The sequence below is a fragment of the Duganella sp. CT11-25 genome, from assembly GCF_047302815.1.
Classification (GTDB): domain Bacteria; phylum Pseudomonadota; class Gammaproteobacteria; order Burkholderiales; family Burkholderiaceae_D; genus Rugamonas.
In genome coordinates, this window is sequence record NZ_JBKBFD010000001.1 from 3,471,482 (window position 1) to 3,495,998 (window position 24,517).

Here is a 24,517-nt window from a genome sequence, read left to right on the forward strand (position 1 = left end):
GCGCTAGCCCGGGAAACCCCGTGTTTACGTGGTGTTTCCGGGAAAAAACGCGAAAAACACTTGCATAAGGCTTAAATCACCACCAATATTAGCCGGTGCGATCAATTGCGCAATTTTCCATGTGTTCGTTAAGGAGGCTCGAAGATGGCAACAGCCAAAAAAACCCCAGCAGCACCCGCTAAGAAGGCCGCGGCAGCGAAACCTGCAGCCGCGAAAAAAGCAGCACCAGCAAAAGCAGCAGCCAAACCAGCAGTGAAAAAAGCAGCCGCTCCGGCCGCAGCGCGCAAACCGAACGCCGCATTCATGAAAGCGATGACGCCATCGACCGTGCTGGCCGCCGTGGTCGGCGCCGCACCGCTGCCACGCACCGAAGTGACCAAGAAAGTCTGGGACTACATCAAGAAGCTCGACCTGCAAGATCCGGCCAACCGCCGCATGATCAATGCCGACGACAAGCTGAAAGCTGTATTCGGCGGCAAAGCCCAAGTGTCCATGTTCGAAATGACCAAGCTCATTTCCGACCACCTGAAATAAGCGCAGCGGCCAGTACAGCCGCGCCGGAGATGCCGTCCTCGCTCACGCGACGACGGCATTTTTTTATGGCCGGTGTCAGTGCCGACATGCGGACACCGAAGGGATTATTTCCAGTTGTTCCAGGCCGAGAGTACGGCGTTCGGGTATTCGGGCTTGCCGCGGCTGCCGTTGTAGCGGCCCAGGGCCAGGTAGAGGTTGCCCGCCTCCATGTCGATGTACATGCGCAGGATGGCGCAGCCGTAGCGCAGGTTGGTCTGCATGTCGAACAGCGCCCGGCGGTTGCGGTCGCCGATCACGTTGGTCCAGAACGGCATGACCTGCATGTAGCCGCGCGCGCCCACGATCGACACCGCGTACTTGCGGTACGCCGACTCCACCTGGATCAGCCCCAGCACCATGCCCGGATCGAGCCCGGCGCGGCGCGCTTCGTACCAGACGGTGGAGAGGAACTCGCCGCGCGTCTGCTCGTCCGGCAGCTTGCGCTTGAGGCGCGACGACATCTGCGCCAGCCAGCCCTGGTAGCGCAGGCGTTCGGACTCGTTGCGGAAGGTCGGTTGCGGCGGCGTCGCATCCTTGATGGCGTTCGACAGCGCCAGCCGCACCGAATCGGCCAGCGCTTCTTCCTTCTGGTTGCCGGCCAGCGCCAGCGGCACGGCCAGCACCAGCAACAGGGCGCCCCACCACCGGCGTCGTTCCCGCGCACGCGGGAAGCCATGGACCCCGTCCGCGGAAGCGCCGCATGGCTTCCCGCTTGCGCGGGAATGACGGCTCATCATCACGCCGCCATTTTGCCTTTGATGAAGCTGACGATGTCAGCCACCGGCACGGCGGTCGCTTCGGTGTCGCGGCGGCCCTGGTATTCCAGGTTGCCTTCCTTCAGGCCGCGGTCGCCGATCACCACGCGGTGCGGTACGCCGATCAGTTCCCAGTCGGCGAACATGCCGCCCGGACGCAGGCCGCGGTCGTCGAGGATGACGTCGATGCCGGCCGCCACCGCTTCGGCGTACAGCTGCTCGGTGGCTTCCTTGACCGCCTCGCTGCGGTCCATGCCCATCGGGCACAGCACCAGTTCGAACGGCGCCAGCGAGCTTGGCCAGATGATGCCCTTGTCGTCGAAGTTCTGCTCGATCGCGGCGCCCAGAATGCGGGTGATGCCGATGCCGTAGCAGCCCATCTGCAGCGGCGCCGGCTTGCCGTTCTCGTCGAGGAAGGTGGCCTTCATCGCTTCCGAATACGCGGTGCCCAGCTGGAACACGTGACCGACTTCGATGCCGCGCTCGATCGCCAGCACGCCCTTGCCGTCCGGCGAGGCGTCGCCCGCGATCACGTTGCGCAGGTCGGCGACCAGCGCCGGTTCGGCCACGTCGCGGCCCCAGTTGGCGCCGGTGTAGTGGTAGCCGGCGTCGTTGGCGCCGCAGACGAAGTCCGCCATGTTGGCGACCGTGCGGTCGGCCACCACGGTGACCGGGGCCTTGGTGCCGATCGGGCCCAGGTAGCCGGGCACGCAGCCGTACACGTCCAGGATCTCGGCTTCGGTCGAGAAGCGGTGCGCGCCCAGGCCAGCCACCTTGCCGACCTTGACTTCGTTCAGCTCATGGTCCCCGCGCAGCAGCAGCATGAAATACTGTTTGGCTGTTTTGCCGTCCTTCTCGGTTTCGACCGTCAGCGCGATGGTCTTGACGGTCTGCGACAGGTCGATCTTCAGCAGCTCGGCCACGGCTTCGCACTTGGTGGCGTCCGGGGTCGAGGTCTTGGCCAGCGCCTGCGCGGCGGCCGGACGGCTCGCGGCCAGCGGCAGCGCCTCGGCCGCTTCCATGTTGGCGGCGTAGTCCGAGCTCGGGCAGTAGACGATGGCGTCCTCGCCGGTGCTGGCGATGACGTGGAATTCGTGCGAACCGGTGCCGCCGATGGCGCCGTTGTCGGCCGCCACCGCGCGGAACTTCAGGCCGAAGCGGGTGAAGATGCGGGTGTAGGCGTCATACATGATCTGGTACGAGGCCTGCATGCCGGCCAGGTCGCGGTCGAACGAGTACGCATCCTTCATGGTGAACTCGCGGCCGCGCATCAAACCGAAGCGCGGACGGCGTTCGTCGCGGAATTTGGTCTGAATGTGGTAAAAATTCAACGGAAGTTGACGGTACGATTTAATTTCCGAACGGACAACATCGGTAATCACTTCCTCGGCGGTCGGCTGGAAGGCGAACTCGCGGCCGTGGCGGTCCTTGATGCGCAGCAGCTCGGCGCCCATCTTGTCCCAGCGGCCGGTCTCCTGCCACAGCTCGGCCGGCTGAATCAGCGGCATCAGCAGCTCTATGGCGGCGGCCTGGTTCATCTCTTCGCGCACGATCGCTTCGACCTTGCGGATGACTTTCAAGCCCATCGGCATGTAGGTGTAGATGCCCGAACCCAGGCGTTTGATCATGCCGGCACGCATCATCAATTGATGGCTGACGATCTCGGCATCGGAAGGCGCTTCTTTAAGCGTGGAAATAAAAAATCGTGAGGCGCGCATACGGTGAATTCTTTTTAAAAAGAGAGAGTTATAATCAACCTAATTTTAAAGGATTAGCTGGCTGATGCGTCCATACTTTATACAAATGCGTTCAAATCAGAGGCCTCCGGCCGTTTTCGTACCCCGAAAACCCAGCCGGAGCGCCTTTTTGTGGGCAAAAATATAAGCAGGGAGCTCAGTCGCAGAAAGTTTGAGGTGCAATATGCTCGATCGTGAAGGGTTTCGGCCCAACGTCGGCATCATCCTGCTAAACGCCCAGAACGAGGTGTGGTGGGGCAAGCGGGTGCGCGAGCACTCATGGCAGTTTCCGCAAGGCGGCATCAAATATGGAGAAACGCCTGAGCAGGCGATGTATCGGGAGCTGGAAGAGGAAATCGGCCTGCGGGCCGAGCACGTCAAGATCGTCGGCCGCACCCGCGACTGGCTGCGCTATGAGGTGCCGGATCATTTCATCAAGCGGGAAATCCGCGGCCACTACCGTGGCCAGAAGCAGATCTGGTTCCTGTTGCGCATGTGCGCGCGCGACAACGACGTCAACCTGCGCCTGACCGACCATCCCGAGTTCGACGCCTGGCGCTGGCATGAGTACTGGGTGCCGCTGGATGTCGTGATTGAATTCAAGCGGGAAGTGTATCAGCGGGCCTTGCAGGAGCTGTCGCGCTTCCTGACCTGGCCGGCCAACGGCCACGACCGCCGGCAACACGGCTCGCGCTATCTGCGCCAGCCGCATCCGCCGCGGCCGAATCCGGAACCGCCGGGCTCGGCGTGCGGCACGCCGGCCGAGGCGCCGGTGGCAGCGGCGCCGGCCGAGCCGGTCAAGACCGGCAGCTAGGCCGGGGCGCCAAAGCGGGACAGTCGCAGACTGTCCCGCTTTTTTTACGCCTAGACGATCCGGCACGCCTCATCGAAGGCCAGGCGCGGCGCGCGCGGGCGCACCTTGGACACGTCGCCGTAGCCCAGGTTGCAGAGGAAGTTGGACTTGACCGCCGTGCCGGCAAAGAAAGCCGCGTCCACCGCGGCGTTGTCGAAGCCGGACATCGGGCCGCAATCGAGGCCGATGGCGCGCGCCGCCAGGATCAGGTAGCCGCCCTGCAGCGAGGAGTTGCGGAAGGCGGTCGAGCGGATCGCCTCCTCGTTGCCGGCAAACCAGGAGCGCGCATCGACCGCCGGCGACAGCTGCGGCAGCTTTTCGTAGAACGCCATGTCCATGCCGACGATCACCGTGACCGGCGCCGCCATGGTCTTGGCGGCGTTGCCGGCCGACAGCGCCGGCAACAGCCTGGCCTTGGCCTCGGCCGAGCGCACGAACACCAGCCGCGCCGGCGAACCGTTGGCGGCGGTCGGCGCCCATTTCAGCACATCGTACAGCTGCGCGAGCTGGGCGTCGGTCACTTCGCGGTCCAGCCAGCCGTTGTGGGTATGGGCGTGATAGAACAGGGTATCGAGTGCGGCTTGGTTCAGCATGGCGTATCCGTCAAGGTTGTTGAATGGTCATGAGCAGTGCAGCGTACACATTTTCGCCAGCGGGTACAATATCGGCATGTTTAATCCCTCTTCAGACGACGTCCGCCGTTTCTTTTGCGAGACCTTCCGCAAACAGCGGGCCAACGAAATCCTGACGCCGCTCGAAACCATGGCGTCCGACTGGATACGCCACCATCCCGAGTACCACGACGTGCTGTCCGACGTCGAGGCGGCGCTGGCGCGCGACTATTCGGTCGAGGGCGCGCAGGCGAATCCGTTTTTGCACCTGTCCATGCACTTGTCGATCGACGAGCAGATCTCGATCGACCAGCCGCGCGGCATCCGCGACGCCGCCACGGCGCTGACCCTGAAGCTGGACGACGCCCACGCGGCGCAGCACGACATCATGGAATGCCTGGGCGAGATGATCTGGAACGCCCAGCGCAACGGCACGCCGCCGGACGGCGACGCCTACATCGAAGCGGTCAAGCGCCGCCTCAAATAACATCGGGGTCAGTGCCGACATTCGGACACGAGCTCAACTATTTCAAAGTTGAGCTCGTGTCCGAATGTCGGCACTGACCCCGACGGGATATGCTGCGGCGCAGCGATCAGCGGTGCGTGGCCAGCGTGCCCGGCAGGCTGTGGAAATAGGCCGCCAGGTCCTTGATGTCCTGGTTGCTCAGCGGCTTGACCTGGCCGGTCATGATGGCGTTGTTGCGGCCGTTGGCGCCGTCGCCGCGCTTGTAGGCGGTCAGCGCGTGCGCCAGGTAATCCTGGTGCTGGCCGGCCAGCTTCGGATAGCTCGGGTCGATCGGCGTGTTGTAGTCCTTGCCATGGCAGGCGAAGCAGCTGTACTTGTCGGACAGCGCCTTGCCAGCCGCCACGTTGCCGCCAGCCACGGCGGAGAAGGAAACGGCGGAGCAGAACAGTGCAGTGATCAGTTTTTTCATTTGGCCAGTCCTCATTTCGGGTCCGCGGTACGGGTCTGCTGCGAATAGAACGCCGCCACATCGGCGATATCCTGGTCCGACAGACTGGCGGCGATGCCCTTCATGGACGGATGCTTGCGATCACCCTTCTTGTACGCCTGCAGCGCACTCTCGATATACTTGGCCGACTGGCCGCCGATCATCGGCACTTGAAACACTTCTGGAAAGGTGGCTTTATAGCCGGGAATTCCATGACAACCGATACACATTTCAATCTTTGCCTTGGCGTTCTGGACATTGCCCACAACGTCGGCGGCTACAGCGATTTGAGCGATGCCTGCGAGCACGAGGAGTGCGGTGATTTTTTTCATGGTGTTTGCAAGGTAAGTAATCGGATACTACCGCGGATGCAAAACTTGACTTTTGCACTATTAACCTGCGATTCTAACTCAAGAATTTTTTCAAAGCTACACAGAATCATTGCCGGAACAACACACAGTTGACAAGGCGACCTGAACCCTTCCTCTAGCGTTCTCCCCTATACTCGCGACTATCCCCTTTCTGATTGAGACACATTCGTATGCAAGCCAAGCAACGCTTTGAAGGATCCGACCAATACGTCGCGACCGATGACCTGAAACTGGCCGTGAATGCGGCTTTGACGCTGCAGCGCCCGCTGCTGATCAAGGGCGAGCCGGGCACCGGCAAGACCATGCTGGCCGAGGAAGTGGCCGCCGCGCTGAACATGCCGCTGATGCAGTGGCACATCAAATCGACCACCAAGGCGCAGCAAGGCCTGTACGAATACGACGCGGTGTCGCGTTTGCGCGACTCCCAGCTGGGCGACGAGCGCGTGCGCGACATCCACAACTACATCGTCAAGGGCGTGCTGTGGCAGGCCTTCACGGCGCCCGAGCCGGTGGTGCTCTTGATCGACGAGATCGACAAGGCCGACATCGAATTCCCGAACGACCTGCTGCGCGAGCTGGACCGCATGGAGTTCTACGTCTACGAGACGCGCGAAATGGTGCAGGCCAAGCACCGTCCGCTGGTGATCATCACCTCCAACAACGAAAAAGAGCTGCCGGACGCCTTCCTGCGCCGCTGCTTCTTCCACTACATTAAATTCCCGGACCGCGACACGATGGAACAGATCGTCGCCGTCCACTATCCGCACCTGAAGCAGGAGCTGCTGGCGCAGGCGCTGCAGACCTTCTACGAAGTGCGCGACGTCCAGGGCCTGAAGAAAAAGCCGTCGACCTCGGAGTTCCTCGACTGGCTCAAGCTGCTGATGGCGGAAGACATCCCGGCCGAGGCGCTGCGCAGCAAGGACGCCAAGGCCATCGTGCCGCCGCTGCACGGCGCGCTGCTGAAGAACGAGCAGGACATCCACCTGTTCGAGCGCCTGGTGTACATGTCGAGGACCAACCGCTGATGGACAACGTGCTGCCGACGACGCTGGAACTGAACGGCGTGCGCCTGGAGCCGCTGGCGCCGCATCACGCCGAAGGCCTGCGCGCCGCCGCCGCGGACGGCGAGCTGTGGAAGCTGCGCGTGACCTCGGTGCCGGAGCCGGACGAGGTGGACGGCTACATCTTCAAGGGCATCGAGATGCGCCCCGCCCGGCTGGCGTTCGCCGTGATCGACATCGAGAGCGGCGCGGTGATGGGCACCACCAGCTATCACGACATCGTCCCGGCCATCGCCCGGCTGGAGATCGGCTACACCTGGTACGCCAGGAGCCGCCAGCGCAGCCACGTCAACACCACCTGCAAGCTGCTGCTGCTGACGCACGCCTTCGAAACGCTGGGCGCGGCGCTGGTCGGCCTGCGCACGGACAACTACAACCATGCCTCGCAGGCCGCCATCGAGCGGCTGGGCGCGAAAAAGGACGGCGTGCTGCGCCACCACGCGCAGCGCCGCGACGGCACGGTGCGCGACACCGTCATGTACAGCATGGCGGCCGGCGAATGGCCTGAGATCAAGGCGCACCTGCGCTACAAGCTGGAACAGCATCGCAAGGAATGACATGCTGATCGATTTTTTCTTTACCCTCAAAGACGCCAAGATCCCGGTCACGATCAAGGAATTCCTGACGCTGCTGGAGGCGATGCAAAAGAACGTCATCGCAGCGTCGATGGACGACTTCTATTACCTGGCGCGCCTGACGCTGGTCAAGGACGAGGCGCACTTCGACAAGTTCGACCGCGCCTTCGCGCAGTACTTCAAGGGCATCAACGCCGCCTTCGAGACCAACAGCGCGATCCCGCTGGACTGGCTGGTGCAGCGCATGAAGCGCGAACTGTCGCCCGAGCAGATCGCCGCGCTGGAGAAGTTCGGCTACGACAAGCTGATGGACCGCCTGAACGAGCTGCTGAAGGAACAGAAGGAACGCCATGAAGGCGGCAGCAAATGGATAGGCTCGGGCGGCACCTCGCCGTTCGGCAACGGCGGCACCAATCCCGAGGGCATACGCATCGGCGGCAAGGGCGGCAACCGCACGGCGGTCAAGGTATGGGAAGCGCGCGCCTACAAGGACTACGACGGCGAGCGTGAGATCGGCACGCGCAACATCAAGGTGGCCTTGCGCCGCCTGCGCAAGTTCGCGCGCCAGGGCGCCGAGGACGAGCTGGCGCTGGACGCGACCATCCGCGCCACCGCCAACAACGCCGGCTACCTGGACATCAAGATGCGGCCCGAGCGCAAGAACAACATCAAGGTCTTGATGCTGTTCGACGTCGGCGGCACGATGGACGACCATATCGAGCGCACCGAGGAGCTGTTCTCGGCGTCGAAGACGGAATTCAAGAACATGGAGTTCTTCTACTTCCACAACTGCGTCTACGACTACATGTGGAAGAACAACCGGCGCCGCAACTCGGAGCGCTTCCCGACCTGGGACATCCTGCGCAAGTACCCGCCGGACACCAAGCTGATCTTCGTCGGCGACGCCACGATGAGTCCCTACGAGGTGCTGCAGCCGGGCGGCTCGGTCGAGTACAACAACGAGGAAGCCGGCAGCGCATGGCTGGCGCGCTTCACGGCCGCCTTCCCCAAGTTCGTGTGGCTCAATCCGGAACCGGAAGGCGTCTGGCAGTACCGCCAGTCGATCGCCATCATCAGGCAGCTGATGAACAACCGCATGTTCCCGCTGACGATGGACGGGCTGGAACGGGCGATGCGCACGCTGAGCAAGTAAGGCGTCAGCCTGTGGTGCGTGGCGGCGCCTGGTCGCGCTCGAACATGCCGTAGTCGCGCACCACGGCGGCCACGCGCAGGCGGTAGTCCTCGAAGATGCCGGCGCGGCCGGCCGCCTGCGTGACGCGGTGCTCGCCGTGCTCGCGCCAGCCGCGCACCGCCTCCTCGTCGCGCCAGAACGACAGCGACAGCAACTTGTCCGGATTGCTCAGGCTCTGGAAGCGCTCGACCGAAATGAAGCCATCGATCTGCTCCAGCATCGGTTTCAGGCGGGCCGCATGCTCCATATAAGCCGCTCGGCCCTCGGCGCTCGGCAGCACTTCAAATATCACGGCGATCATTGCGTACTCCTGTTCAGGAAGTTGTTCACCACATTGTAGAGCCGGCCGCGCTGCGCCTCCAGATGCATCAGGTGCGTGGCGCGCTCGATGACGGCGCTATCGCGCACCGGCGCGCCCAGAGCCGACAGCAGCGAGCCGGCGTCGCTCGCATCGCACACCGTGTCCCATTCGCCGCGCACCAGCAGCGTCGGCGCCAAGATATGGGACGGATCGTACAGCGGCTGCCCCGACCACAACGCCTGTACATCGCGCTGCGGGCCGGCCGGCGTGTTCACGGACGGCGGCACGCGGGACTGCGCTTGCGGATCGGTCGCCAGGAAAGCCTCGCCCCAGGCCTGGAAATGGGCCTCGCCAAACACCTGCGGCTGCCCGCGCGGCACGTCCTCGACGAAGCGGCGATATTGCGCCCACAACGTCAGCGGAAAATGCGATTGCACGGCGCCAGCATCCACGGCGGCGGGAAGGTAGGCGCCGATGGGCCGCGCCGGCGCGCCACGCATGACGATGGGCGCGAACAGCACCAGTGAGGCGACATCTTCCGGGCATGCGGCGGCGCAGGCGGCGGCCACCGTCGCGCCCCAGGAATGGCCGAGCAGGTGGACGCGCTGGTCGCCGCCGCGTTCCCGCACCGCCCGTATCGCGCGCTGCAACTGCGGTACGGCCTCCTCCAGCCGCCCGGCTGCGCGGCCGCAGTCGCCGGCGTAGCGGCCGGAGCCGCCATAACCGGCAAAGTCGAAACCCCATGCCGCGAAGCCGCCATCGTTGAGCGCATCGGCCCAACTACGGCCATCCAGCGCATGAAAGATGGACAGGTCGGCGCCGAAGGTCGAGCCATGTACATACAGGACATCGGCCCGCGACACGACTGGCCGCTGCATCCGCATAGCCAGCGTGGGCTGGCCGTCACGACACAGCGTGAAGGAATGGATGGTCATACGCTCTCCTCAAAAATGATGGAGAAACTATAGCGACGCCGCCGCAGTGACGCTTAGGCCTGGAGCGAAGTATCCAAAGCCGGTGTCAGTGCCGACATTCGGACACGGGCTTAACTGTGGCTCTTCGCTATTGACGAGTTCGTGTCCGAATGTCGGCACTGACACCGGAGTTTGACACCGGAGTTTAAGGCAGTTGCAGGCGGTAGCCGACCGCGGTTTCGGTCAGCAGGTAGCGTGGCTGGGTGGGGTCGGCTTCGAGCTTGTGGCGCAGGTGGCCCATGTAGATGCGCAGGTAGTGGCCGTTCTCCGATTGCGACGGCCCCCACACGGCGCGCAGCAGCTGCGGATTGGTCATCACGCGGCCGGCGTTGCTGACCAGGACCGCCAGCAGCCGGTATTCGGTCGGCGTCAGGTGCACGTTGTCGCCTGCGCGGGTGACGCGGCGGTTCTTCAGGTCCACCGCGACGTCGCCGAACTGGATCAGGCCCGCGTTGTCGGCGGCCGGCTGGCGCTGGCGGCGCAGCGTGGCGCGCACGCGGGCCAGCAGTTCGCCCACGCCGAAAGGCTTGGTCAGGTAGTCGTCGGCGCCGGCGTCCAGCGCGCGGATCTTGTCGGCTTCGTTGACCCGCGCCGAGAGTACGATCACCGGCACCGTCGACCATTTGCGCACGTCGGTGACGAAGTCGATGCCGTCGCCGTCCGGCAGCCCGAGATCGAGCACGATCAGGTCCGGCTTGCGCGTTCCGGCGTCGATCAGGCCGCGCTGCAGTGTGGCCGCTTCGTGCACCTGCCAGCCCTCCTCTTCCAGCGCGGCGCGCACGAAGCGGCGGATTTGCGGTTCATCTTCGACCAGCAGCGCGGTCGGTGCGGCGGTGACGTCATTCATGATGGTGTTCCTGTTCCAGCTCCGGCATGGCCGGTGGTGTGCCCAACGGCAGCGTGATGACGAAGGCGGCGCCGCCCAGCGGCGAAGGGGCCGCGGCGATACGGCCGCCGTGCGCTTCGACGATGGCGCGGCAGATCGCCAGCCCCAGCCCGACGCCCGGCTTGGCCGATTCGCGCTCGCCACGGGTGAATTTTTCAAAGATCGCTTCTTCGCGGCCAGGAGGCAGTCCCGGGCCGTCGTCGTAGACCATGATGTTGATCCACACGCCGTGCAGCGCGGCGCTGATCTCGATGCGCGAACCGGCCGGCGTGTACTTGGCGGCGTTCTCCAGCAGGTTGCTGAGTACCCGCTCGATCAGTACCGCGTCGTAGCGCAGCAGCGGCAGGTCATATGGCAGCTGCGTGCGCACCAGGTGCCCCTTGAGCATCGAGCCGCTGGCGCGCAGCGCGCTGCCGACCACTTCTTCCAGCGGCTGCCATTGCAGGTTGAATTTGACCTCGCCGCTCTGGATGCGGGCCATGTCGAGCAGGTTCGATACCAGTGCGCTCATGCGCAGCGCTTCGTCGTGCAGCGCCGCTGCCACGTCCAGCTGCGATTGCGCCAGCGCCGGCCTGGAGCCGGCCAGCGATTCGGACAGGCCGACCAGTGACGTCAGCGGCGTGCGCAGGTCGTGCGACAGCGCCGCCAGCAGCGAGTTGCGCAGCCGTTCCGATTCCATGTTGACCAGCGCGTTCTGCGCCACTTCGATGTAGTGCACGCGCTCCAGCGCGATGGCGGCCAGCGCGGCGAAGGTGTCGAGCTGCTGCCGCTGCTCGGGGATCAGTATCCAGCGCCGGTGTTCCGGTTCGATCGCCAGCACGCCGCGCGTGCGCATCGGCGCCACCAGCGGCAGGTAGAAGATGCGGCTGGCCGGCAGCGTGCCCGTGCCCAGGCCGGCGCTTTCCGCACGGTCGAAGGCCCATTGGGCGATGCCGGTGTCCAGCACCGACAGGTGGGCGCTGGTGGCGATGTCGGCGGCGTTCAGCGGCGGCAGTTGCAGGCGGCCGTCGTCGTCCGGCACCAGCAGCGTGGCGCGGGCGCGGAAGGCGCGCTGGATGAAGCTTTGCGTGGTCTCGAAGATTTGCTCGGTTTGCAGGGCGCCGGAGAGTTCGCGGGCGAATTCGTACAGCGCGCGCGAGCGCTTTTCGCGGTGCGAGGCGACCCGCGCCTGGAATCTCAGGTCGGCGGTCAGGTGGCCGGTGATCAGGCCGACCGCCAGCATGACCAGGAAGGTGATCACATACTGGAAATCCGTAACGGCGAAGGTGAAGCGCGGCGGCACGAAGAAGAAGTCGAAGCAGGCCACGCTGACGCAGGTGGCGACCACCGATGGTCCGCGCCCGTAGCGCACCGCGACCAGCACCACCACCAGCAAAAACAGCATGGCGATGTTGGCCAGGTCGAGATAGGCCAGCAGCGGCGTGGCCGCCAGCGCGGTGGCCAGGCTGGCGGCACCGGCGACGCTGTAGCCGACGGCGCGCTTGCGTACCAGCGCGCTATGCGGTTCGCCGTCCGGCGTGCCGTCGGCGGACATGCCGCCGGAGGCGCCGGCGCCTTGGCTCTCGCCCCAGCCGTCCGCACCACCGCCGGCGCCGGCCGGGCGCTGCGCCCCGCCCGCCTCGTTGCTCGCCTCGCCGATTTCGATCAGGTCGATGTCCGGCGCGTAGCCGGCCATGCGCTTGATGTGCGGCGCGCGCCACGGCCAGCTCGGGTGGCCGCGCCCCATGACGATCTTGGACAGGTTATGGCTGCGCGCGTAGTCCACCGCCGCCAGCGCGATGTCGTGGCCGGAGATGACGGCCGTCGTGGCGCCCAGTTCCTCGGCCAGCTTCAAGGTCTTGAGGATCTGCTCGCGCTGGGCGGCGGGCAGCCGTTGCAGCGACGGCGTTTCGATGTAGATCGCGTGCCAGCCGGTGCCCAGCTGGCTGGCCAGCCGCGCCGTGCTGCGCACCGTGTGCTCGCCGCCCGGGCGCGGGCCGACGCAGGCCAGCAGCGCGGCGCCGGTCTTCCAGATGTCGGCGATGGACTTCTCGACGCGGTAGGCGCGCACGTCGTCCTCGATGCGGTCGGCGGTGCGGCGCAGCGCCAGTTCGCGCAGCGCGATCAGGTTCCCCTTGCGGAAGAAGTTCTTCGACGCGCGCTCGGCCTGCTGCTCCTGGTAGACCCGGCCGCTCTTCAGGCGGGCCAGCAGCTCGTCGGCGGGAATATCGACCAGCACCACCTCGTCGGCCTGGTCGAACACCGTGTCCGGCACGGTCTCGCCGACGCGGATGCCGGTGATGCCGCCGACCACGTCGTTCAGGCTTTCCAAATGCTGCACATTGACGGTGGTGAGCACGTCGATGCCGGCGTCGAGCAGTTCCTCGACATCCTGCCAGCGCTTGGGATGGCGCGAGCCGGGCGCGTTGGAGTGCGCCAGCTCGTCCATCAGGATCAGCGGCGGCTGGCGTTCCAGCGCGCCGTCGAGGTCGAATTCGGCGATGCGCTTGCCCCGGTAGTCCACCGCCCTGGGCGGCAGCAGGTCCAGCCCCTCCAGCATGGCCGCCGTCTCGCCGCGGCCGTGCGTCTCGACCACGCCGACCAGCACAGCCTGGCCGCCGGCCTGCAGCTTGCGCGCGGCGGCCAGCATGGCGTAGGTCTTGCCGACGCCGGCCGAGGCGCCGAAGTAGATGCGCAGCTTGCCGCGCGCGGCCTTGCGCTCCTGCGCCTGCACCTGCGCCAGCAGCGCATCGGGGTCGGGTCGCACACTATCGTTGGGGAACATGGCCATGCGCGGATTTTACCCCTTGCTGAACGGCTTTGCGCGATCCAGCGCCAGATTCAGCGCCAGCACGTTGACGCGCGGCTCGCCGAAGAAGCCCAGGTACTGCTTCTGCTGGAGGCTGTCAACCAGCGCCAGCACCTGCTGCGCCGTCATCTTGCGGGCGGCGGCAACGCGGCCGGCCTGGTAGCGCGCGGCCGCCAGGCTGATCTCGGGATCGAGGCCGCTGGCCGACGCCGTCACCAGGTCGACCGGAATCGCCAGCGTGTTGGACGGATCGGCGGCCTTGAGCGCGTCGATGCGGCCCTTGACGGCGTCCAGCAGCGCCGGATGGTTCGGGCCCTGGTTGGAGCCGCCGGAACCGGCGGCGTTGTTGGGCATCGGGCCGGTGGCCGACGGCCGGCCCCAGAAATACTGCGGCGACGAGAACGATTGGCCGATCAGCGACGAGCCGACCGCCTTGCCGTTGACTTCGACGATGCTGCCGGCGGCCTGCGCCGGGAAGGCGGCGGCGCCGATACCGGTGACGGCCAGCGGATAAATCACGCCGCAGATCAGCGTCAATGCGCTGAAGACGACGATGGCGGGACGGATGTGGGACATGATGGACTCCTTAAACCAGGTTGAACGCCGACAGCACCATGTCGATCGCCTTGATGCCGATGAACGGCAGCACGATGCCGCCCACGCCGTACAACAGCAGGTTGCGGCGCAACAGCGCAACGGCGCCGATGGCGCGGTACTGCACGCCCTTGAGCGCCAGCGGGATCAGCGCGACGATGATCAGCGCATTGAAGATCACCGCCGACATGATGGCCGACGACGGGCTGGCCAGGTGCATGACGTCGAGCGCCTTCAGCTGCGGATAGGTGCCGACGAAGGCCGCCGGGATGATGGCGAAGTACTTGGCGATGTCGTTCGAGATCGAGAACGTGGTCAGCGAGCCGCGCGTCATCAGCATCTGCTTGCCGATCTCGACGATCTCCAGCAGCTTGGTCGGATTCGAATCCAGGTCGACCATGTTGCCGGCCTCCTTGGCGGCCTGCGTGCCCGAGTTCATCGCCACGGCGACGTCGGCCTGGGCCAGCGCCGGCGCGTCGTTGGTGCCGTCGCCGGTCATGGCGACCAGGCGGCCCTCGGACTGGTAGCTGCGGATCAGTTTGAGCTTGTCCTCCGGCGTGGCTTCGGCCAGGAAGTCGTCCACGCCCGCTTCGGCGGCGATGGCGGCGGCGGTCAGCTTGTTGTCGCCGGTGATCATCACGGTCTTGATGCCCATGCGGCGCAGCTCGGCGAAACGCTCCTTGATGCCGCCCTTGACGATGTCCTTCAGCTCGACCACGCCCATCACGCGGCCGGCGTCGACCACCACCAGCGGCGTGCTGCCGCGGCGCGAGACGTCGTCGACGCTGCGCGCGATGTCGGCCGGATAGGGCTGGCCCAGCGACTCGACGTACTGGCGCACGGTGTCGGCCGCGCCCTTGCGCACCGCGCGGGCCGAACCCGGTTCGCCGATGTCGACGCCGCTCATGCGGGTCTGCGCCGTGAACGGCACGAACACGGCGTTCAGCGACGCCATCTCGCGCTCGCGGATGTTGAACTTCTGCTTGGCCAGCACCACGATGCTGCGGCCTTCCGGCGTTTCATCGGCCAGCGAGGCCAGTTGCGCGACGTCGGCCAGCTGCTGCTCGGTCACGCCCGGCGCGGCGAAGAAGGCCGAGGCCTGGCGGTTGCCCAGCGTGATGGTGCCGGTTTTATCCAGCAGCAGCACGTCGACGTCGCCCGCCGCTTCGACCGCGCGGCCGGAGGTGGCGATGACGTTGGCCTGCATCATGCGGCTCATGCCGGCCACGCCGATGGCCGACAGCAGGCCGCCGATGGTGGTCGGGATCAGGCACACCAGCAGCGCGATCAGCACCGTGATGGTGATCGGCGTGCCGGAGCCGGCGGCGGCCACCGAGAACAGCGAGAACGGCAGCAACGTCACGGTGACGATCAGGAACACGATGGTCAGCGCCACCAGCAGGATGGTCAGCGCGATTTCGTTGGGCGTCTTCTGGCGCTTGGCGCCCTCCACCATCGAGATCATGCGGTCCAGGAAGGTCTCGCCGGGATTGGCGGTGACCTTCACCACCAGCCAGTCCGACAGCACGCGGGTGCCGCCGGTGACGGACGAGAAGTCGCCGCCCGATTCGCGGATCACGGGCGCCGATTCGCCGGTGATGGCGCTTTCGTCGACCGAGGCCACGCCTTCGATCACTTCGCCGTCGATCGGGATCACATCGCCCGCTTCGACCAGGATGTAGTGGCCCTTGCGCAGGTCCAGCGCCGGCTGCGGCAGCCAGGTGGTGCCGTGCTTGGGCGTGGCCAGCTTCTTGGCGACCACGGTTTGCTTCAGGCTGCGCAGCGAGGCGGCTTGCGCCTTGCTGCGGCCCTCGGCCATCGCCTCGGCGAAGTTCGCGAACAGCACCGTGAACCACAGCCACACGGTGGTGGCGAGGATGAAGCCTGAACTGGCCTCGCCCTTGCCGCCCAGCGACTGCACGTACAGCAGCGTGGTGATGATGCTGCCGACGTAGACGACGAACATCACGGGGCTGCGCAGCTGGGTGCGCGGGCTGAGCTTGCGGAACGAGTCCGCGATGGCCGGCATCAGCAGCTCGGAATCGAACATCCCGAGCTTCCTGGCGGGCGGATTGGTAAAGATCGTCATCTCTTTTTGAGTTGAGTTCAACATGGTGATTCCTTATTTTGCGAACAGCTGCAGGTGGTCGATCACAGGACCGAGCGCCAGCGCGGGAACGTAATTGAGCACGCCAACCAGCGCGACCACGCCGCACAGCAGGCCGACGAACATGGCGCCGTGGGTCGGCATGGTGCCGGCGTTGGCTTCCAGGCGCTGCTTGCCGGCCAGCGAACCGGCGATGGCCAGGATAGGCACGATCATCGCGAAGCGGCCGAACCACATGGCCACGGCCAGCATGCTGTTGTAGAACGGCGTGTTGGCGGACAGGCCGGCGAACGCGCTGCCGTTGTTGTTGGCGGCCGAGCTGAAGGCGTACAGGATCTCCGAGAAGCCGTGCGCGCCGGGGTTGGCGATGCCGGCCTTGCCGGCGTCGCACATGACGGCGATGGCGGTACCGGCCAGCACCAGCGTCGGCGTGACCAGGATGGCGATCGACGTCATCTTCATTTCGTAGGCCTGGATCTTCTTGCCCAGGTATTCGGGCGTGCGGCCGATCATCAGGCCGGCGATGAACACCGCCATGATGGCGAAGACCAGCATGCCGTACAGGCCCGAGCCCACGCCGCCGAAGATCACTTCGCCGAACTGGATCAGCAGCATCGGGATCATGCCGCCCAGCGGCATGAAGGAGTCGTGCATGGCGTTGACCGCGCCGCACGAGGCGGCCGTGGTGACGGCCGCGAACAATGCCGAGGCGCTGATGCCGAAGCGGGTCTCCTTGCCCTCCATGTTGCCGCCCGATTGCAGCGCGCTCATGGCCTGGTCGACGTTGAGCGCCTGCAGCGCCGGATGGGATGCCTGCTCGGCGCCCAGCACCACCACCGTGCAGGCGACGAACAGCACCGTCATCGCGCCCAGCACCGCCCAGCCCTGGCGCCTGTCGCCGACCATGCGGCCGAAGGCGAAGCACAGGCCGGCCGGGATCAGGAAGATCGCCAGCATCTGCATGAAGTTGGCCAGCGCGGTCGGGTTCTCATACGGGTGGGCCGAATTGGCGTTGAAGAAGCCGCCGCCGTTCGTGCCCAGCATCTTGATCGCCTCCTGCGAGGCGACCGGGCCCATGGCGATGGTCTGCGTGGTGGCGGTCAGCGTCTCGGTGACCGGTGCGCCTTTGGCGTCCAGCACAGGCTGGCCGTCGGCGCCCACTTTAGGCTGGGTGTAGGTGACGGTGTCCAGCAGCTGCACGTCCTTGTAGGCCGAGAAGTTCTGGATCACGCCCTGCCCCATCAGGAACACGGCAAACACCAGCGACAGCGGCAGCAGCACGTACAGCGTGGAGCGGGTGACGTCGACCCAGAAGTTGCCGATGGACTTGGCCGAGCGCGACGAGAAGCCGCGGATCAGCGCATAGGCCACGGCGATGCCGGTGGCGGCCGAGAAGAAGTTCTGGCCGGCCAGCACCAGCATCTGGGTCAGGTAGCTCATCGTCTGCTCGCCGCTGTAGCCCTGCCAGTTGGTGTTGGCGACGAAGCTGACGGCGGTGTTGAACGACGAGTCGGGGCTGACGTTGGCCAGTCCCTGCGGATTGAGCGGCAGGAAGGCCTGCACGCGCTGCAGGCCGTAGGTGACCAGCGCGCCGATGCCGTTGAACAGCAGCAGCGCGATGGCGTAGGCTTTCCAGCCCTGGCCGGCCACGGCGCCGTCCTTGCCGGCGATGCCGGCGGCGCGGTACAGCAGCTTTTCGATGCGGGTCATCCAGCCCATGCCGCGCATGGGGCTGGATGCAGCGACGCCGTCGCCGACGCGGGTCAGCAGGACGCCCAGCGGCCAGGCCAGCGCCAGCAGCACGGCCAGGAAGGCCGCCAGCAGTATCAGGGATTGAGCGGTCATCACAGTTCCTCCGCATTCAACAGGGCGACCACCAGGTACACCAGCAGGCCGCAGGAGGCGATTGCGCCGATCAGATAGAAGATGTTCATGGCTGGCCTCCCAGCTTGTCGCAGCCGATGGCGAACGCCACGGTCACGGCAAGGAACGCCACCATTGCACCGATAAATACTATGTCCATCACACCCTCACAGGTCTTGTTTTGATACGGAGAAGGTTAGCGGGAAGGGTCTAAAGATTTTGTAAAGACTTGGAGACGGGGTGTAAACAAACCGTAAAAATGGCCGGCATTTACGCTTTGTTTACGGGCGCGGTGCGACTCTTTAGAACATTTTTACGCGCCGGGGAATACGATTTTTCCATTGTCACTACCTGAAGAAATCATGCTTACTTCCCTGCGCGGCATCTGGGTGCCGCTGGTCACGCCCATGCATCATGGCGAAATCGATTTATCCCGCTTGCAGAACCTGGCCGACGGCCTGATCGCGCGCGGCGTGCACGGGCTGGTCGCCTGCGGCACCACCGGCGAGGCGCCTCAGCTGGACCTGGCCGAGCAAAGCGCCGTGCTGGCCGCCGTGCTGGAGACGGCGCACAAGCGCTGCCCGGTGCTGATGGGCATAGGCGGCAGCGATACCTTCGCCGCCGCCAGCCGCGTGCTGCAGTTCGACGACATGGAGCTGGCCGGCTACCTGGTGTCGACGCCGGCGTATGTGCGGCCTTCGCAGGAAGGGCTGGTGCGGCATTTCGAGACCATCGCCGAGTCGACCGAGCGGCCCATCGTGCTGTACAACGTGCCGGCGCGCACCGGCGTCAACCTGGAGCTGGCCGCCGCGCGCAGGCTGGCGGAGCGGCCGCAGTTCGCCGCCATCAAGGAGGCCGGGGGCAGTCTGCGGCAGATGACGGACCTGGTCCAGCATACGCCGCTGGCCATGCTGTGCGGCGACGACGCGCTGCTGTTTTCCTCGCTTTGCATAGGCGGGCACGGCGCGATATCGGCGTCGGCGCATATCCGGCCCGATTTGTTTGTGCGGCTGTACGAACTGGCGCGCGCGCAGCGGATCGACGAGGCGCGCGACTTGTTCAGGAAGCTGCTGCCGATGATACGACTGCTGTTCTCGGAGCCGAATCCGGCGCCGTTGAAGGCCGCGCTGGCGATGCAGGGCTTGATGCGCGACGAGCTGCGCCTGCCGATGACGCCCGCCACGGGCGAGTGCAAGGCGCGGCTGGCGGCGGCGCTGGAAGCGCTGGAGGCCATATGATCGTCGCGCTGACTGGCATGGACGGCGATGGCGCCGTTTCCGATCTGGCCGAAGACCTGGCGATGTTGCGGGTGGCGGCCGGCAAGCGCGTGCTGCTGGTGTCGCCGAATCCCGGCCCTTATGATCCGCAGTTGTTCGACGATCTTCTGATCGATGCATCGCAACGCGGCGAGGATCGTGCGTTGGCGCGGGCGGCGGTGATCGTGGTGCTGCTGCGGCCGGAGGCGCTGGAGCAAAGCGGCCAGCAATTGCTGCTGGAGCGCCTGCGCAGGGCGGAGCATGCAAATCCCGGCGCCCAGGTGCTGGTGACGGTGGCGCATGGCCGCCGTCCGCTGTCGCCGCATCAGACGGGCTGCGTACTGGTGTTCGTCGCCCAACTGCGGCATGCCCGATTGGCCGACACCCTGGTGCTCGACGACGGCGGTGACTCCTACCATTCGCACCACAGCGAACTTGAGCTGGATGCCTACAAAGCGGACCGCAAACTCTGCGCCCCCGAAGTACGCCACCTCTACCGCGAGATCTTCCGCAACCGCATGGAGGAGATCTATGTGGGCGCCCTATTTCCGCGACAGGCGGTCTAGAAAGTCTAGATCGGGCTAGATTGAACTATCTCGGGCTAGACCGGTCTATAAATGGCGGGAGCGCGCGAAAGAATAGACCGTTCTAGACTTTTTCTATCCCCGCAAGCAACGTTTATAGACCGTTATAGACCTACATAGACCGTTCTAGACCGAAACAGACCTTATAGACCGGGAGCGAGAAAATGGCACACCCCATACCTATACACCTCAGATCAGACCTGCTCATCAAGTTGTGCGAGGCCACCGGCGAGGGGTGGTTCGGCGACAAAACCGAAGCGGCGCTTTGCGAAGCCGTCACCGACTGGCTGGCCAAGGAACGCGAGAACCCCGACGGCAAGCCGCGCTCCAAAGCCGGCTATCAATGGAAGCAGATTTTCCTGCCCGAGGGCACGCTGCTGCGCGTCACGATCAAGGCACAAGCATACTATGCCACCGTGGAAGGCAACGACATCGTCAGCCAAGGCCGACGATTATCCCCGTCCCAGTTCGCCAACGCGCACGGCACGGTGCGCAACGCATGGCGCGTGATCTGGCTGCGAATGCCGGGAGAGAACTGGGAGCGGGCAGCAAGCTGCCGCGACTCCCTGTAGAGCGCTGTTAAAACACTTTGCTGACGGTCAGCTGCAGCGCGGTCTTGCCGAGGAACTTGCCGTTGGCCGGCGAGGCGTAGGCGGTCTTGCTGGCGTTGGTGCCGATGACGGCCAGCGCGCCGGTCACCACGCCGAAGTCGCGCGTGGCGCCGATCTTCCAGTCGGTATAGCTGGCCGCGTCATTGTGCTTCACTTCCTGGTGGCCCGCATGCAGGTTGATGGTGAAGCCTTCGCCCGCGTCGATGTTGGCGCCGATATCCAGGTAACCGCTGTTCTTGCTGTCGACGTAGCCGAACAGGTTGGTCAGCGAGTGCGAATACTTGACGTAGGCCGGACCATAAGCCAGCTGGCCGTAGATCTCGGTGGTGTCGGCGTTGACGAAGCCGCTGACATCCTTCAAGCCATTGGACGGATACACATAGGTCAGCACGCCGACGTCGTACGCCACCGCGTCGCTGACCTGGCCGCGCTTGCCGGCGTAGATGTCCATCTCGACATCGCCGTCGCCGCCCGCGTCCTTGGTCCACTTGATGGTCGACAGCCAGACGCCCGCATACAGGCCGGTCGGGTTGTTGACGTAATCGAAACCGCCTTGCAGCGCGGGCTTCAGGCGCGTCTGCGAAATGCCGCGATAGCGGTAGTCGCTGACGACGGCGGCGTTGAAGCTGGTTTCGTTGTCGGGCTTTGCCGCCGGCGCGGCATCCTCGGCGTAAGCGCGGCTGCCGGTGAAAGCAGCGATGACGGCTGCGGCAAGAATGATCTTCTTCATGGTACGGTCTTTCTACTTAGTGGTGGGTGAAAAATACTTCGCGGTACAAGGCGTCCATATCGGCCGCCGCTTGTCCCTGGCCGTGGATGATGGTGCTGGCCAGCGTCGCCGACATCACCCGCGCCGCATAGGCGCGCACGGCGGCGCGTTCGTCGTCGCTGGGATCGGTGGCGACCAGCACGAACAGCACGCGCAGGCCCGGATTGAACATGCGCGCCGAATTGAGCCGGGCGATCAGCTTGTACTGGCTGGTCAGGTCGGCCTGCTCCGGCGTCACCGGCACCACGACCAGCCGCGCGGCGATCAGCGCGGCCCGGCTCTCGACGGTGTCGCGCCCTTCGGTGTCGATGACGATGTCGTTGTAGCGGCTGCGCAGCATCTCCAGGTCGTTGACCAGGGTGCGGCCGGTGATGGCGCGCGATGCGATGCGCGGCTGCACGCCGGCGGCGGCCAGCTCGCTGCACCAGGCGCAGGACGCGGCCTTGGGATCGGTATCGACCAGCATGACCCGGCGCCCGCTACGGGTACGCAGCAGCGCCAGGTTGTTGGCGATGATGGTCTTGCCGGCGCCGCCGTTCTGGTTGGCGATGGCGACGATCATGCCGCCCCCTGCGCATCGAAACCGGTCATGCGGCCGAATTCTGCGCCCGGCAGGGCGCGCATCACCGCCTCCATCACCTGCCCGGCCAGCGCGCGGGAAAGGCACAGCCAGACCTTGACGCGGGCGCCGTGGTCGCAGGCCTCGACCCGCATGAATTCCATCGTCCCGCCGCAGGTGCGCATCACCAAAGCGCGCAGCGCGGTGACCGATTGGGTGTCCACGGTGAGCTGCATCAGGCAGGGACGCGGCGGCCTGCCGCGGGCCTCGGCGGCCCAGAATGAGCGGCGCTGTGCTGCCTTGGTATGGAAAAATGCATGCATCGGGGACCTCCGTCTTGATCGTTGCGATACAAAACAGCTTATCGACGCCCGCGTAAAAACGGTCTAAAAAGGCGGCCCGCCGTTGTAAACATCGTGTATAAATTGGGCCGCGCGGATTTTTTGCCCGCGATTTCGCCCGGTTGAGGATAGAATACGCAAACGTCCGCATAAAACTGTACATAAACCCAGTATCGAAATTACAAGCTTGATCACGTATGGCCACTAAAAAACCAGTTTCCGACTACAGCGAATCATCCATCCGCGTCCTCAAGGGCCTGGAACCCGTCAAGCAACGCCCGGGTATGTACACCCGCACCGAGAATCCACTGCACATCATCCAGGAGGTGATCGACAATGCCTCGGATGAGGCGCTGGGCGGTCATTGCAAAAATATCATCGTCACGCAGAACGCCGACGGCAGCATCACCGTCGAAGACGACGGCCGCGGCATCCCGGTCGGCCTGCACCCGGAGGAAGGCGTGCCGACGGTGGAAATCGTGTTCACCCGGCTGCACGCGGGCGGCAAGTTCGACAAGGGCTCGGGCGGCGCCTACGCCTTCTCGGGCGGCCTGCACGGCGTCGGCGTCTCGGTCACCAACGCGCTGTCCAAGCGCCTGGAGATCACCGTCTGGCGCAAGGAACCCGACGGCACCGGCCTGCACAAGCTGGCCTTCGAGCACGGCGACGTGGTCGAGCCGCTGTCCTCGGTGGTCGCGCCGCGCGACGGCAAGAAGTCCGGCACCCGCGTCACCGCCTGGCCGGACGCCAAATATTTCGACAGCTCGGCGATCTCGCAGACCGAGCTTCAGCGCCTGCTGCGCTCCAAGGCCGTGCTGCTGCCGGGCGTGACCGTCACGCTGGCCAACGCCAAGACCGGCGAATCGCAGACCTGGCAGTACAACGACGGCCTGCGCGGCTACCTGACCGAGGCGCTGGCGCAGGCGACCGACGGCGAGACCCTGATCCCGCTGTTCGAGGGCGCGCAGTTCGCCGGCCCCGACGCCGAAGGCTTCGCCGAGGGCGAAGGCGCGGCCTGGGTGGTGGCATGGACCGAACAGGGCGCCGTGGTGCGCGAATCCTACGTCAACCTGATTCCGACGCCGAACGGCGGCACCCACGAATCGGGCCTGCGCGACGGCTTGTACGGCGCGGTGAAGAACTTCGTCGAGATGCACTCGCTGCTGCCGAAAGGCGTCAAGCTGCTGCCGGAGGACGTGTTCGCGCGCGTCTCCTTCGTGCTGTCGGCCAAAGTGCTGGACCCGCAATTCCAGGGCCAGATCAAGGAGCGCCTGAACTCGCGCGACGCCGTGCGCCTGGTGTCGACCTACTCCAAGCCCGCGCTGGAGCTGTGGCTGAACCACCACGTCGACTACGGCAAGAAGCTGGCGGAGCTGGTGATCAAGCAGGCGCAATCGCGTCTGCGCTCGCTGCAGAAGGTCGAGAAGAAGAAATCGTCCGGCGTCGCCGTCTTGCCGGGCAAGCTGACCGACTGCGAATCGACCGACGTCGCCCGCACCGAATTGTTCCTGGTCGAGGGCGACTCGGCGGGCGGTTCGGCCAAGATGGGCCGCGACAAGGAATTCCAGGCCATCCTGCCGCTGCGCGGCAAGGTGCTCAACTCCTGGGAGACCGACAAGGACCGCCTGTTCGCCAACAACGAGATCCACGACATCTCGGTCGCCATCGGCGTCGACCCGCACACGGTCGACACCATGCCGGACCTGAGCGGCCTGCGCTACGGCAAAATCTGCATCCTCTCCGATGCGGACGTCGACGGCTCGCACATCCAGGTGCTGCTGCTGACGCTGTTCTTCAAGCACTTCCCCGGCCTGATCGCCAACGGCAACATCTGCATCGCCCGCCCGCCGCTGTTCCGCGTCGACGCGCCGGCGCGCGGCAAGAAGCCGATCCAGAAGCTGTACGCGCTGGACGCCGGCGAGCTGGTGGCCATCGAGGACAAGCTGCGCAAGGACGGCCTGAAGGAAGGCGCCTGGTCGATCTCGCGCTTCAAAGGCCTGGGCGAGATGAACGCCGAACAGCTGTGGGAAACCACGATGAACCCGGACACGCGCCGTTTGCTGCCGGTCTCGCTGGGCGCCTACGCGCACAACGAATCGGCCGCGCGCTTCAACATGCTGATGGGTAAAGGCGAAGCCGCCGCCCGCCGCGCCTGGATCGAAGAACACGGCAACGAAGCCGAAGCAGACATCTAATATTTGAAC

General features: G+C 65.3%; 26 protein-coding genes. 10 read left to right on the plus strand and 16 right to left on the minus strand.

The genetic code is table 11. From position 1 onward, the window contains the following. Positions 1-144: 144 nt before the first annotated feature. A complete protein-coding gene (locus ACEN9F_RS14920) occupies positions 145-534 on the plus strand; it encodes an SWIB/MDM2 domain-containing protein (RefSeq protein ID WP_413420803.1) in 390 nt (129 codons plus the stop codon). A 104-nt stretch (positions 535-638) separates the two neighbouring features. Here the strand turns inward: ACEN9F_RS14920 and ACEN9F_RS14925 are convergent, their stop codons facing one another. Next, entirely contained in the window at positions 639-1,202 is a 564-nt protein-coding gene (locus ACEN9F_RS14925; RefSeq protein WP_413420804.1) for a lytic transglycosylase domain-containing protein, read from the minus strand. A 107-nt stretch (positions 1,203-1,309) separates the two neighbouring features. Beyond that, the gene (locus ACEN9F_RS14930) at positions 1,310-3,046 is read right to left on the minus strand and encodes a proline--tRNA ligase (protein ID WP_413420805.1); all 1,737 of its coding nucleotides are present in this window, start codon (positions 3,044-3,046) and stop codon (positions 1,310-1,312) included. A gap of 202 nt (positions 3,047-3,248) precedes the next feature. Here ACEN9F_RS14930 and ACEN9F_RS14935 point away from each other — a divergent pair, with 202 nt between their 5' ends. Then, positions 3,249-3,878, plus strand: coding sequence for an RNA pyrophosphohydrolase (locus tag ACEN9F_RS14935; RefSeq protein ID WP_413420806.1), 630 nt, complete (start codon positions 3,249-3,251; stop codon positions 3,876-3,878). A gap of 50 nt (positions 3,879-3,928) precedes the next feature. Here ACEN9F_RS14935 and ACEN9F_RS14940 read toward each other — a convergent pair whose 3' ends face one another. Continuing rightward, positions 3,929-4,510 carry a malonic semialdehyde reductase gene (locus ACEN9F_RS14940; protein ID WP_413420807.1) on the minus strand — a complete coding sequence of 194 codons (582 nt, stop codon included), beginning with the start codon at positions 4,508-4,510 and terminating at the stop codon, positions 3,929-3,931. A 76-nt stretch (positions 4,511-4,586) separates the two neighbouring features. Between ACEN9F_RS14940 and ACEN9F_RS14945 the strand changes: the two genes are divergently transcribed. Then, the gene (locus tag ACEN9F_RS14945; RefSeq protein ID WP_413420808.1) at positions 4,587-5,015 is read left to right on the plus strand and encodes a DUF1841 family protein; all 429 of its coding nucleotides are present in this window, start codon (positions 4,587-4,589) and stop codon (positions 5,013-5,015) included. A 106-nt stretch (positions 5,016-5,121) separates the two neighbouring features. Here ACEN9F_RS14945 and ACEN9F_RS14950 read toward each other — a convergent pair whose 3' ends face one another. Next, positions 5,122-5,463 (minus strand): c-type cytochrome, encoded by a 342-nt coding sequence (locus ACEN9F_RS14950; protein ID WP_413420809.1) that lies wholly within the window; start codon positions 5,461-5,463, stop codon positions 5,122-5,124. 11 nt (positions 5,464-5,474) lie between these two features. Beyond that, positions 5,475-5,813 (minus strand): c-type cytochrome, encoded by a 339-nt coding sequence (locus ACEN9F_RS14955; RefSeq protein ID WP_413420810.1) that lies wholly within the window; start codon positions 5,811-5,813, stop codon positions 5,475-5,477. Positions 5,814-6,022: 209 nt separating this feature from the next. On the opposite strand from ACEN9F_RS14955, the gene ACEN9F_RS14960 reads away from it, so the two are divergent. From ACEN9F_RS14960 to ACEN9F_RS14970, 3 genes are read left to right on the plus strand one after another with little or no spacing between them, the layout of a single operon-like run. After that, positions 6,023-6,877: an AAA family ATPase gene (locus ACEN9F_RS14960; protein WP_413420811.1), complete on the plus strand. Its 855-nt coding sequence runs from the start codon at positions 6,023-6,025 to the stop codon at positions 6,875-6,877. After that, a complete protein-coding gene (locus ACEN9F_RS14965) occupies positions 6,877-7,470 on the plus strand; it encodes a GNAT family N-acetyltransferase (RefSeq protein WP_413420812.1) in 594 nt (197 codons plus the stop codon). The genes ACEN9F_RS14960 and ACEN9F_RS14965 overlap by 1 nt, the downstream gene beginning before the upstream one ends. A gap of 1 nt (position 7,471) precedes the next feature. Beyond that, on the plus strand, positions 7,472-8,641 hold the full coding sequence (locus ACEN9F_RS14970) for a vWA domain-containing protein (RefSeq protein WP_413420813.1): 1,170 nt from the start codon (positions 7,472-7,474) through the stop codon (positions 8,639-8,641). A 4-nt stretch (positions 8,642-8,645) separates the two neighbouring features. Here ACEN9F_RS14970 and ACEN9F_RS14975 read toward each other — a convergent pair whose 3' ends face one another. The 8 genes from ACEN9F_RS14975 to kdpF form a co-directional block, all read right to left on the minus strand. Next, entirely contained in the window at positions 8,646-8,981 is a 336-nt protein-coding gene (locus ACEN9F_RS14975; protein WP_413420814.1) for an antibiotic biosynthesis monooxygenase family protein, read from the minus strand. Further along, positions 8,978-9,916: an alpha/beta hydrolase gene (locus ACEN9F_RS14980; RefSeq protein WP_413420815.1), complete on the minus strand. Its 939-nt coding sequence runs from the start codon at positions 9,914-9,916 to the stop codon at positions 8,978-8,980. The genes ACEN9F_RS14975 and ACEN9F_RS14980 overlap by 4 nt, the downstream gene beginning before the upstream one ends. Positions 9,917-10,100: 184 nt before the next feature. Beyond that, complete coding sequence (gene kdpE, locus ACEN9F_RS14985; RefSeq protein WP_413420816.1) at positions 10,101-10,802, minus strand: two-component system response regulator KdpE; 702 nt, start codon at positions 10,800-10,802, stop codon at positions 10,101-10,103. Beyond that, complete coding sequence (locus ACEN9F_RS14990; protein ID WP_413427069.1) at positions 10,795-13,605, minus strand: DUF4118 domain-containing protein; 2,811 nt, start codon at positions 13,603-13,605, stop codon at positions 10,795-10,797. Before ACEN9F_RS14990 ends, kdpE begins: the two co-directional genes overlap by 8 nt. A 15-nt stretch (positions 13,606-13,620) precedes the next feature. Then, positions 13,621-14,208: a potassium-transporting ATPase subunit KdpC gene (gene kdpC / locus ACEN9F_RS14995; protein ID WP_413427070.1), complete on the minus strand. Its 588-nt coding sequence runs from the start codon at positions 14,206-14,208 to the stop codon at positions 13,621-13,623. A gap of 7 nt (positions 14,209-14,215) precedes the next feature. Beyond that, positions 14,216-16,312: a potassium-transporting ATPase subunit KdpB gene (gene kdpB, locus ACEN9F_RS15000; RefSeq protein ID WP_413427072.1), complete on the minus strand. Its 2,097-nt coding sequence runs from the start codon at positions 16,310-16,312 to the stop codon at positions 14,216-14,218. Positions 16,313-16,345: 33 nt separating this feature from the next. Then, complete coding sequence (gene kdpA / locus ACEN9F_RS15005) at positions 16,346-18,175, minus strand: potassium-transporting ATPase subunit KdpA (protein WP_413420817.1); 1,830 nt, start codon at positions 18,173-18,175, stop codon at positions 16,346-16,348. Then, complete coding sequence (kdpF, locus tag ACEN9F_RS15010; protein WP_413420818.1) at positions 18,175-18,264, minus strand: K(+)-transporting ATPase subunit F; 90 nt, start codon at positions 18,262-18,264, stop codon at positions 18,175-18,177. Before kdpF ends, kdpA begins: the two co-directional genes overlap by 1 nt. A 291-nt stretch (positions 18,265-18,555) precedes the next feature. Between kdpF and dapA the strand changes: the two genes are divergently transcribed. The 3 genes from dapA to ACEN9F_RS15025 all read left to right on the plus strand — a co-directional run bounded on the left by dapA (position 18,556) and on the right by ACEN9F_RS15025 (position 20,605). Next, the gene (dapA, locus tag ACEN9F_RS15015) at positions 18,556-19,431 is read left to right on the plus strand and encodes a 4-hydroxy-tetrahydrodipicolinate synthase (RefSeq protein ID WP_413420819.1); all 876 of its coding nucleotides are present in this window, start codon (positions 18,556-18,558) and stop codon (positions 19,429-19,431) included. Then, a complete protein-coding gene (locus ACEN9F_RS15020; RefSeq protein WP_413420820.1) occupies positions 19,428-20,015 on the plus strand; it encodes a hypothetical protein in 588 nt (195 codons plus the stop codon). The genes dapA and ACEN9F_RS15020 overlap by 4 nt, the downstream gene beginning before the upstream one ends. Positions 20,016-20,197: 182 nt before the next feature. Then, a complete protein-coding gene (locus ACEN9F_RS15025) occupies positions 20,198-20,605 on the plus strand; it encodes a hypothetical protein (RefSeq protein ID WP_413420821.1) in 408 nt (135 codons plus the stop codon). A 7-nt stretch (positions 20,606-20,612) separates the two neighbouring features. Here ACEN9F_RS15025 and ACEN9F_RS15030 read toward each other — a convergent pair whose 3' ends face one another. Genes ACEN9F_RS15030 through ACEN9F_RS15040 form a run of 3 tightly spaced genes read right to left on the minus strand, consistent with a single transcriptional unit; the run spans position 20,613 to position 22,196 of the window. Then, positions 20,613-21,374 carry a TorF family putative porin gene (locus tag ACEN9F_RS15030; protein ID WP_413420823.1) on the minus strand — a complete coding sequence of 254 codons (762 nt, stop codon included), beginning with the start codon at positions 21,372-21,374 and terminating at the stop codon, positions 20,613-20,615. Between the two features lie 16 nt (positions 21,375-21,390). Beyond that, a complete protein-coding gene (locus ACEN9F_RS15035; RefSeq protein WP_413420825.1) occupies positions 21,391-21,975 on the minus strand; it encodes an AAA family ATPase in 585 nt (194 codons plus the stop codon). Beyond that, on the minus strand, positions 21,972-22,196 hold the full coding sequence (locus ACEN9F_RS15040) for a hypothetical protein (RefSeq protein ID WP_413420827.1): 225 nt from the start codon (positions 22,194-22,196) through the stop codon (positions 21,972-21,974). The genes ACEN9F_RS15035 and ACEN9F_RS15040 overlap by 4 nt, the downstream gene beginning before the upstream one ends. Positions 22,197-22,510: 314 nt before the next feature. Here ACEN9F_RS15040 and ACEN9F_RS15045 point away from each other — a divergent pair, with 314 nt between their 5' ends. Then, the gene (locus ACEN9F_RS15045; RefSeq protein ID WP_413420829.1) at positions 22,511-24,508 is read left to right on the plus strand and encodes a DNA topoisomerase IV subunit B; all 1,998 of its coding nucleotides are present in this window, start codon (positions 22,511-22,513) and stop codon (positions 24,506-24,508) included. Positions 24,509-24,517 lie beyond the last annotated feature (9 nt).

Bases quoted from the DNA above. Each gene is read 5' to 3' on its own strand.
- kdpF (WP_413420818.1), bottom strand. From the start codon at position 18,264: ATGAACATCTTCTATCTGATCGGCGCAATCGCCTCCTGCGGCCTGCTG.
- ACEN9F_RS14955 (WP_413420810.1), bottom strand. From the start codon at position 5,813: ATGAAAAAAATCACCGCACTCCTCGTGCTCGCAGGCATCGCTCAAATC.
- ACEN9F_RS14980 (WP_413420815.1), bottom strand. From the start codon at position 9,916: ATGACCATCCATTCCTTCACGCTGTGTCGTGACGGCCAGCCCACGCTG.
- ACEN9F_RS14970 (WP_413420813.1), top strand. From the start codon at position 7,472: ATGCTGATCGATTTTTTCTTTACCCTCAAAGACGCCAAGATCCCGGTC.
- ACEN9F_RS15025 (WP_413420821.1), top strand. From the start codon at position 20,198: ATGGCACACCCCATACCTATACACCTCAGATCAGACCTGCTCATCAAG.
- kdpA (WP_413420817.1), bottom strand. From the start codon at position 18,175: ATGACCGCTCAATCCCTGATACTGCTGGCGGCCTTCCTGGCCGTGCTG.
- ACEN9F_RS14945 (WP_413420808.1), top strand. From the start codon at position 4,587: ATGTTTAATCCCTCTTCAGACGACGTCCGCCGTTTCTTTTGCGAGACC.
- ACEN9F_RS14990 (WP_413427069.1), bottom strand. From the start codon at position 13,605: ATGTTCCCCAACGATAGTGTGCGACCCGACCCCGATGCGCTGCTGGCG.
- ACEN9F_RS14975 (WP_413420814.1), bottom strand. From the start codon at position 8,981: ATGATCGCCGTGATATTTGAAGTGCTGCCGAGCGCCGAGGGCCGAGCG.
- ACEN9F_RS14935 (WP_413420806.1), top strand. From the start codon at position 3,249: ATGCTCGATCGTGAAGGGTTTCGGCCCAACGTCGGCATCATCCTGCTA.
- ACEN9F_RS15045 (WP_413420829.1), top strand. From the start codon at position 22,511: ATGGCCACTAAAAAACCAGTTTCCGACTACAGCGAATCATCCATCCGC.
- ACEN9F_RS14960 (WP_413420811.1), top strand. From the start codon at position 6,023: ATGCAAGCCAAGCAACGCTTTGAAGGATCCGACCAATACGTCGCGACC.
- dapA (WP_413420819.1), top strand. From the start codon at position 18,556: ATGCTTACTTCCCTGCGCGGCATCTGGGTGCCGCTGGTCACGCCCATG.
- ACEN9F_RS14930 (WP_413420805.1), bottom strand. From the start codon at position 3,046: ATGCGCGCCTCACGATTTTTTATTTCCACGCTTAAAGAAGCGCCTTCC.
- ACEN9F_RS14965 (WP_413420812.1), top strand. From the start codon at position 6,877: ATGGACAACGTGCTGCCGACGACGCTGGAACTGAACGGCGTGCGCCTG.
- ACEN9F_RS14940 (WP_413420807.1), bottom strand. From the start codon at position 4,510: ATGCTGAACCAAGCCGCACTCGATACCCTGTTCTATCACGCCCATACC.
- ACEN9F_RS14950 (WP_413420809.1), bottom strand. From the start codon at position 5,463: ATGAAAAAACTGATCACTGCACTGTTCTGCTCCGCCGTTTCCTTCTCC.
- ACEN9F_RS15020 (WP_413420820.1), top strand. From the start codon at position 19,428: ATGATCGTCGCGCTGACTGGCATGGACGGCGATGGCGCCGTTTCCGAT.
- ACEN9F_RS14920 (WP_413420803.1), top strand. From the start codon at position 145: ATGGCAACAGCCAAAAAAACCCCAGCAGCACCCGCTAAGAAGGCCGCG.
- ACEN9F_RS15035 (WP_413420825.1), bottom strand. From the start codon at position 21,975: ATGATCGTCGCCATCGCCAACCAGAACGGCGGCGCCGGCAAGACCATC.
- kdpB (WP_413427072.1), bottom strand. From the start codon at position 16,312: ATGACGATCTTTACCAATCCGCCCGCCAGGAAGCTCGGGATGTTCGAT.
- ACEN9F_RS15030 (WP_413420823.1), bottom strand. From the start codon at position 21,374: ATGAAGAAGATCATTCTTGCCGCAGCCGTCATCGCTGCTTTCACCGGC.
- kdpE (WP_413420816.1), bottom strand. From the start codon at position 10,802: ATGAATGACGTCACCGCCGCACCGACCGCGCTGCTGGTCGAAGATGAA.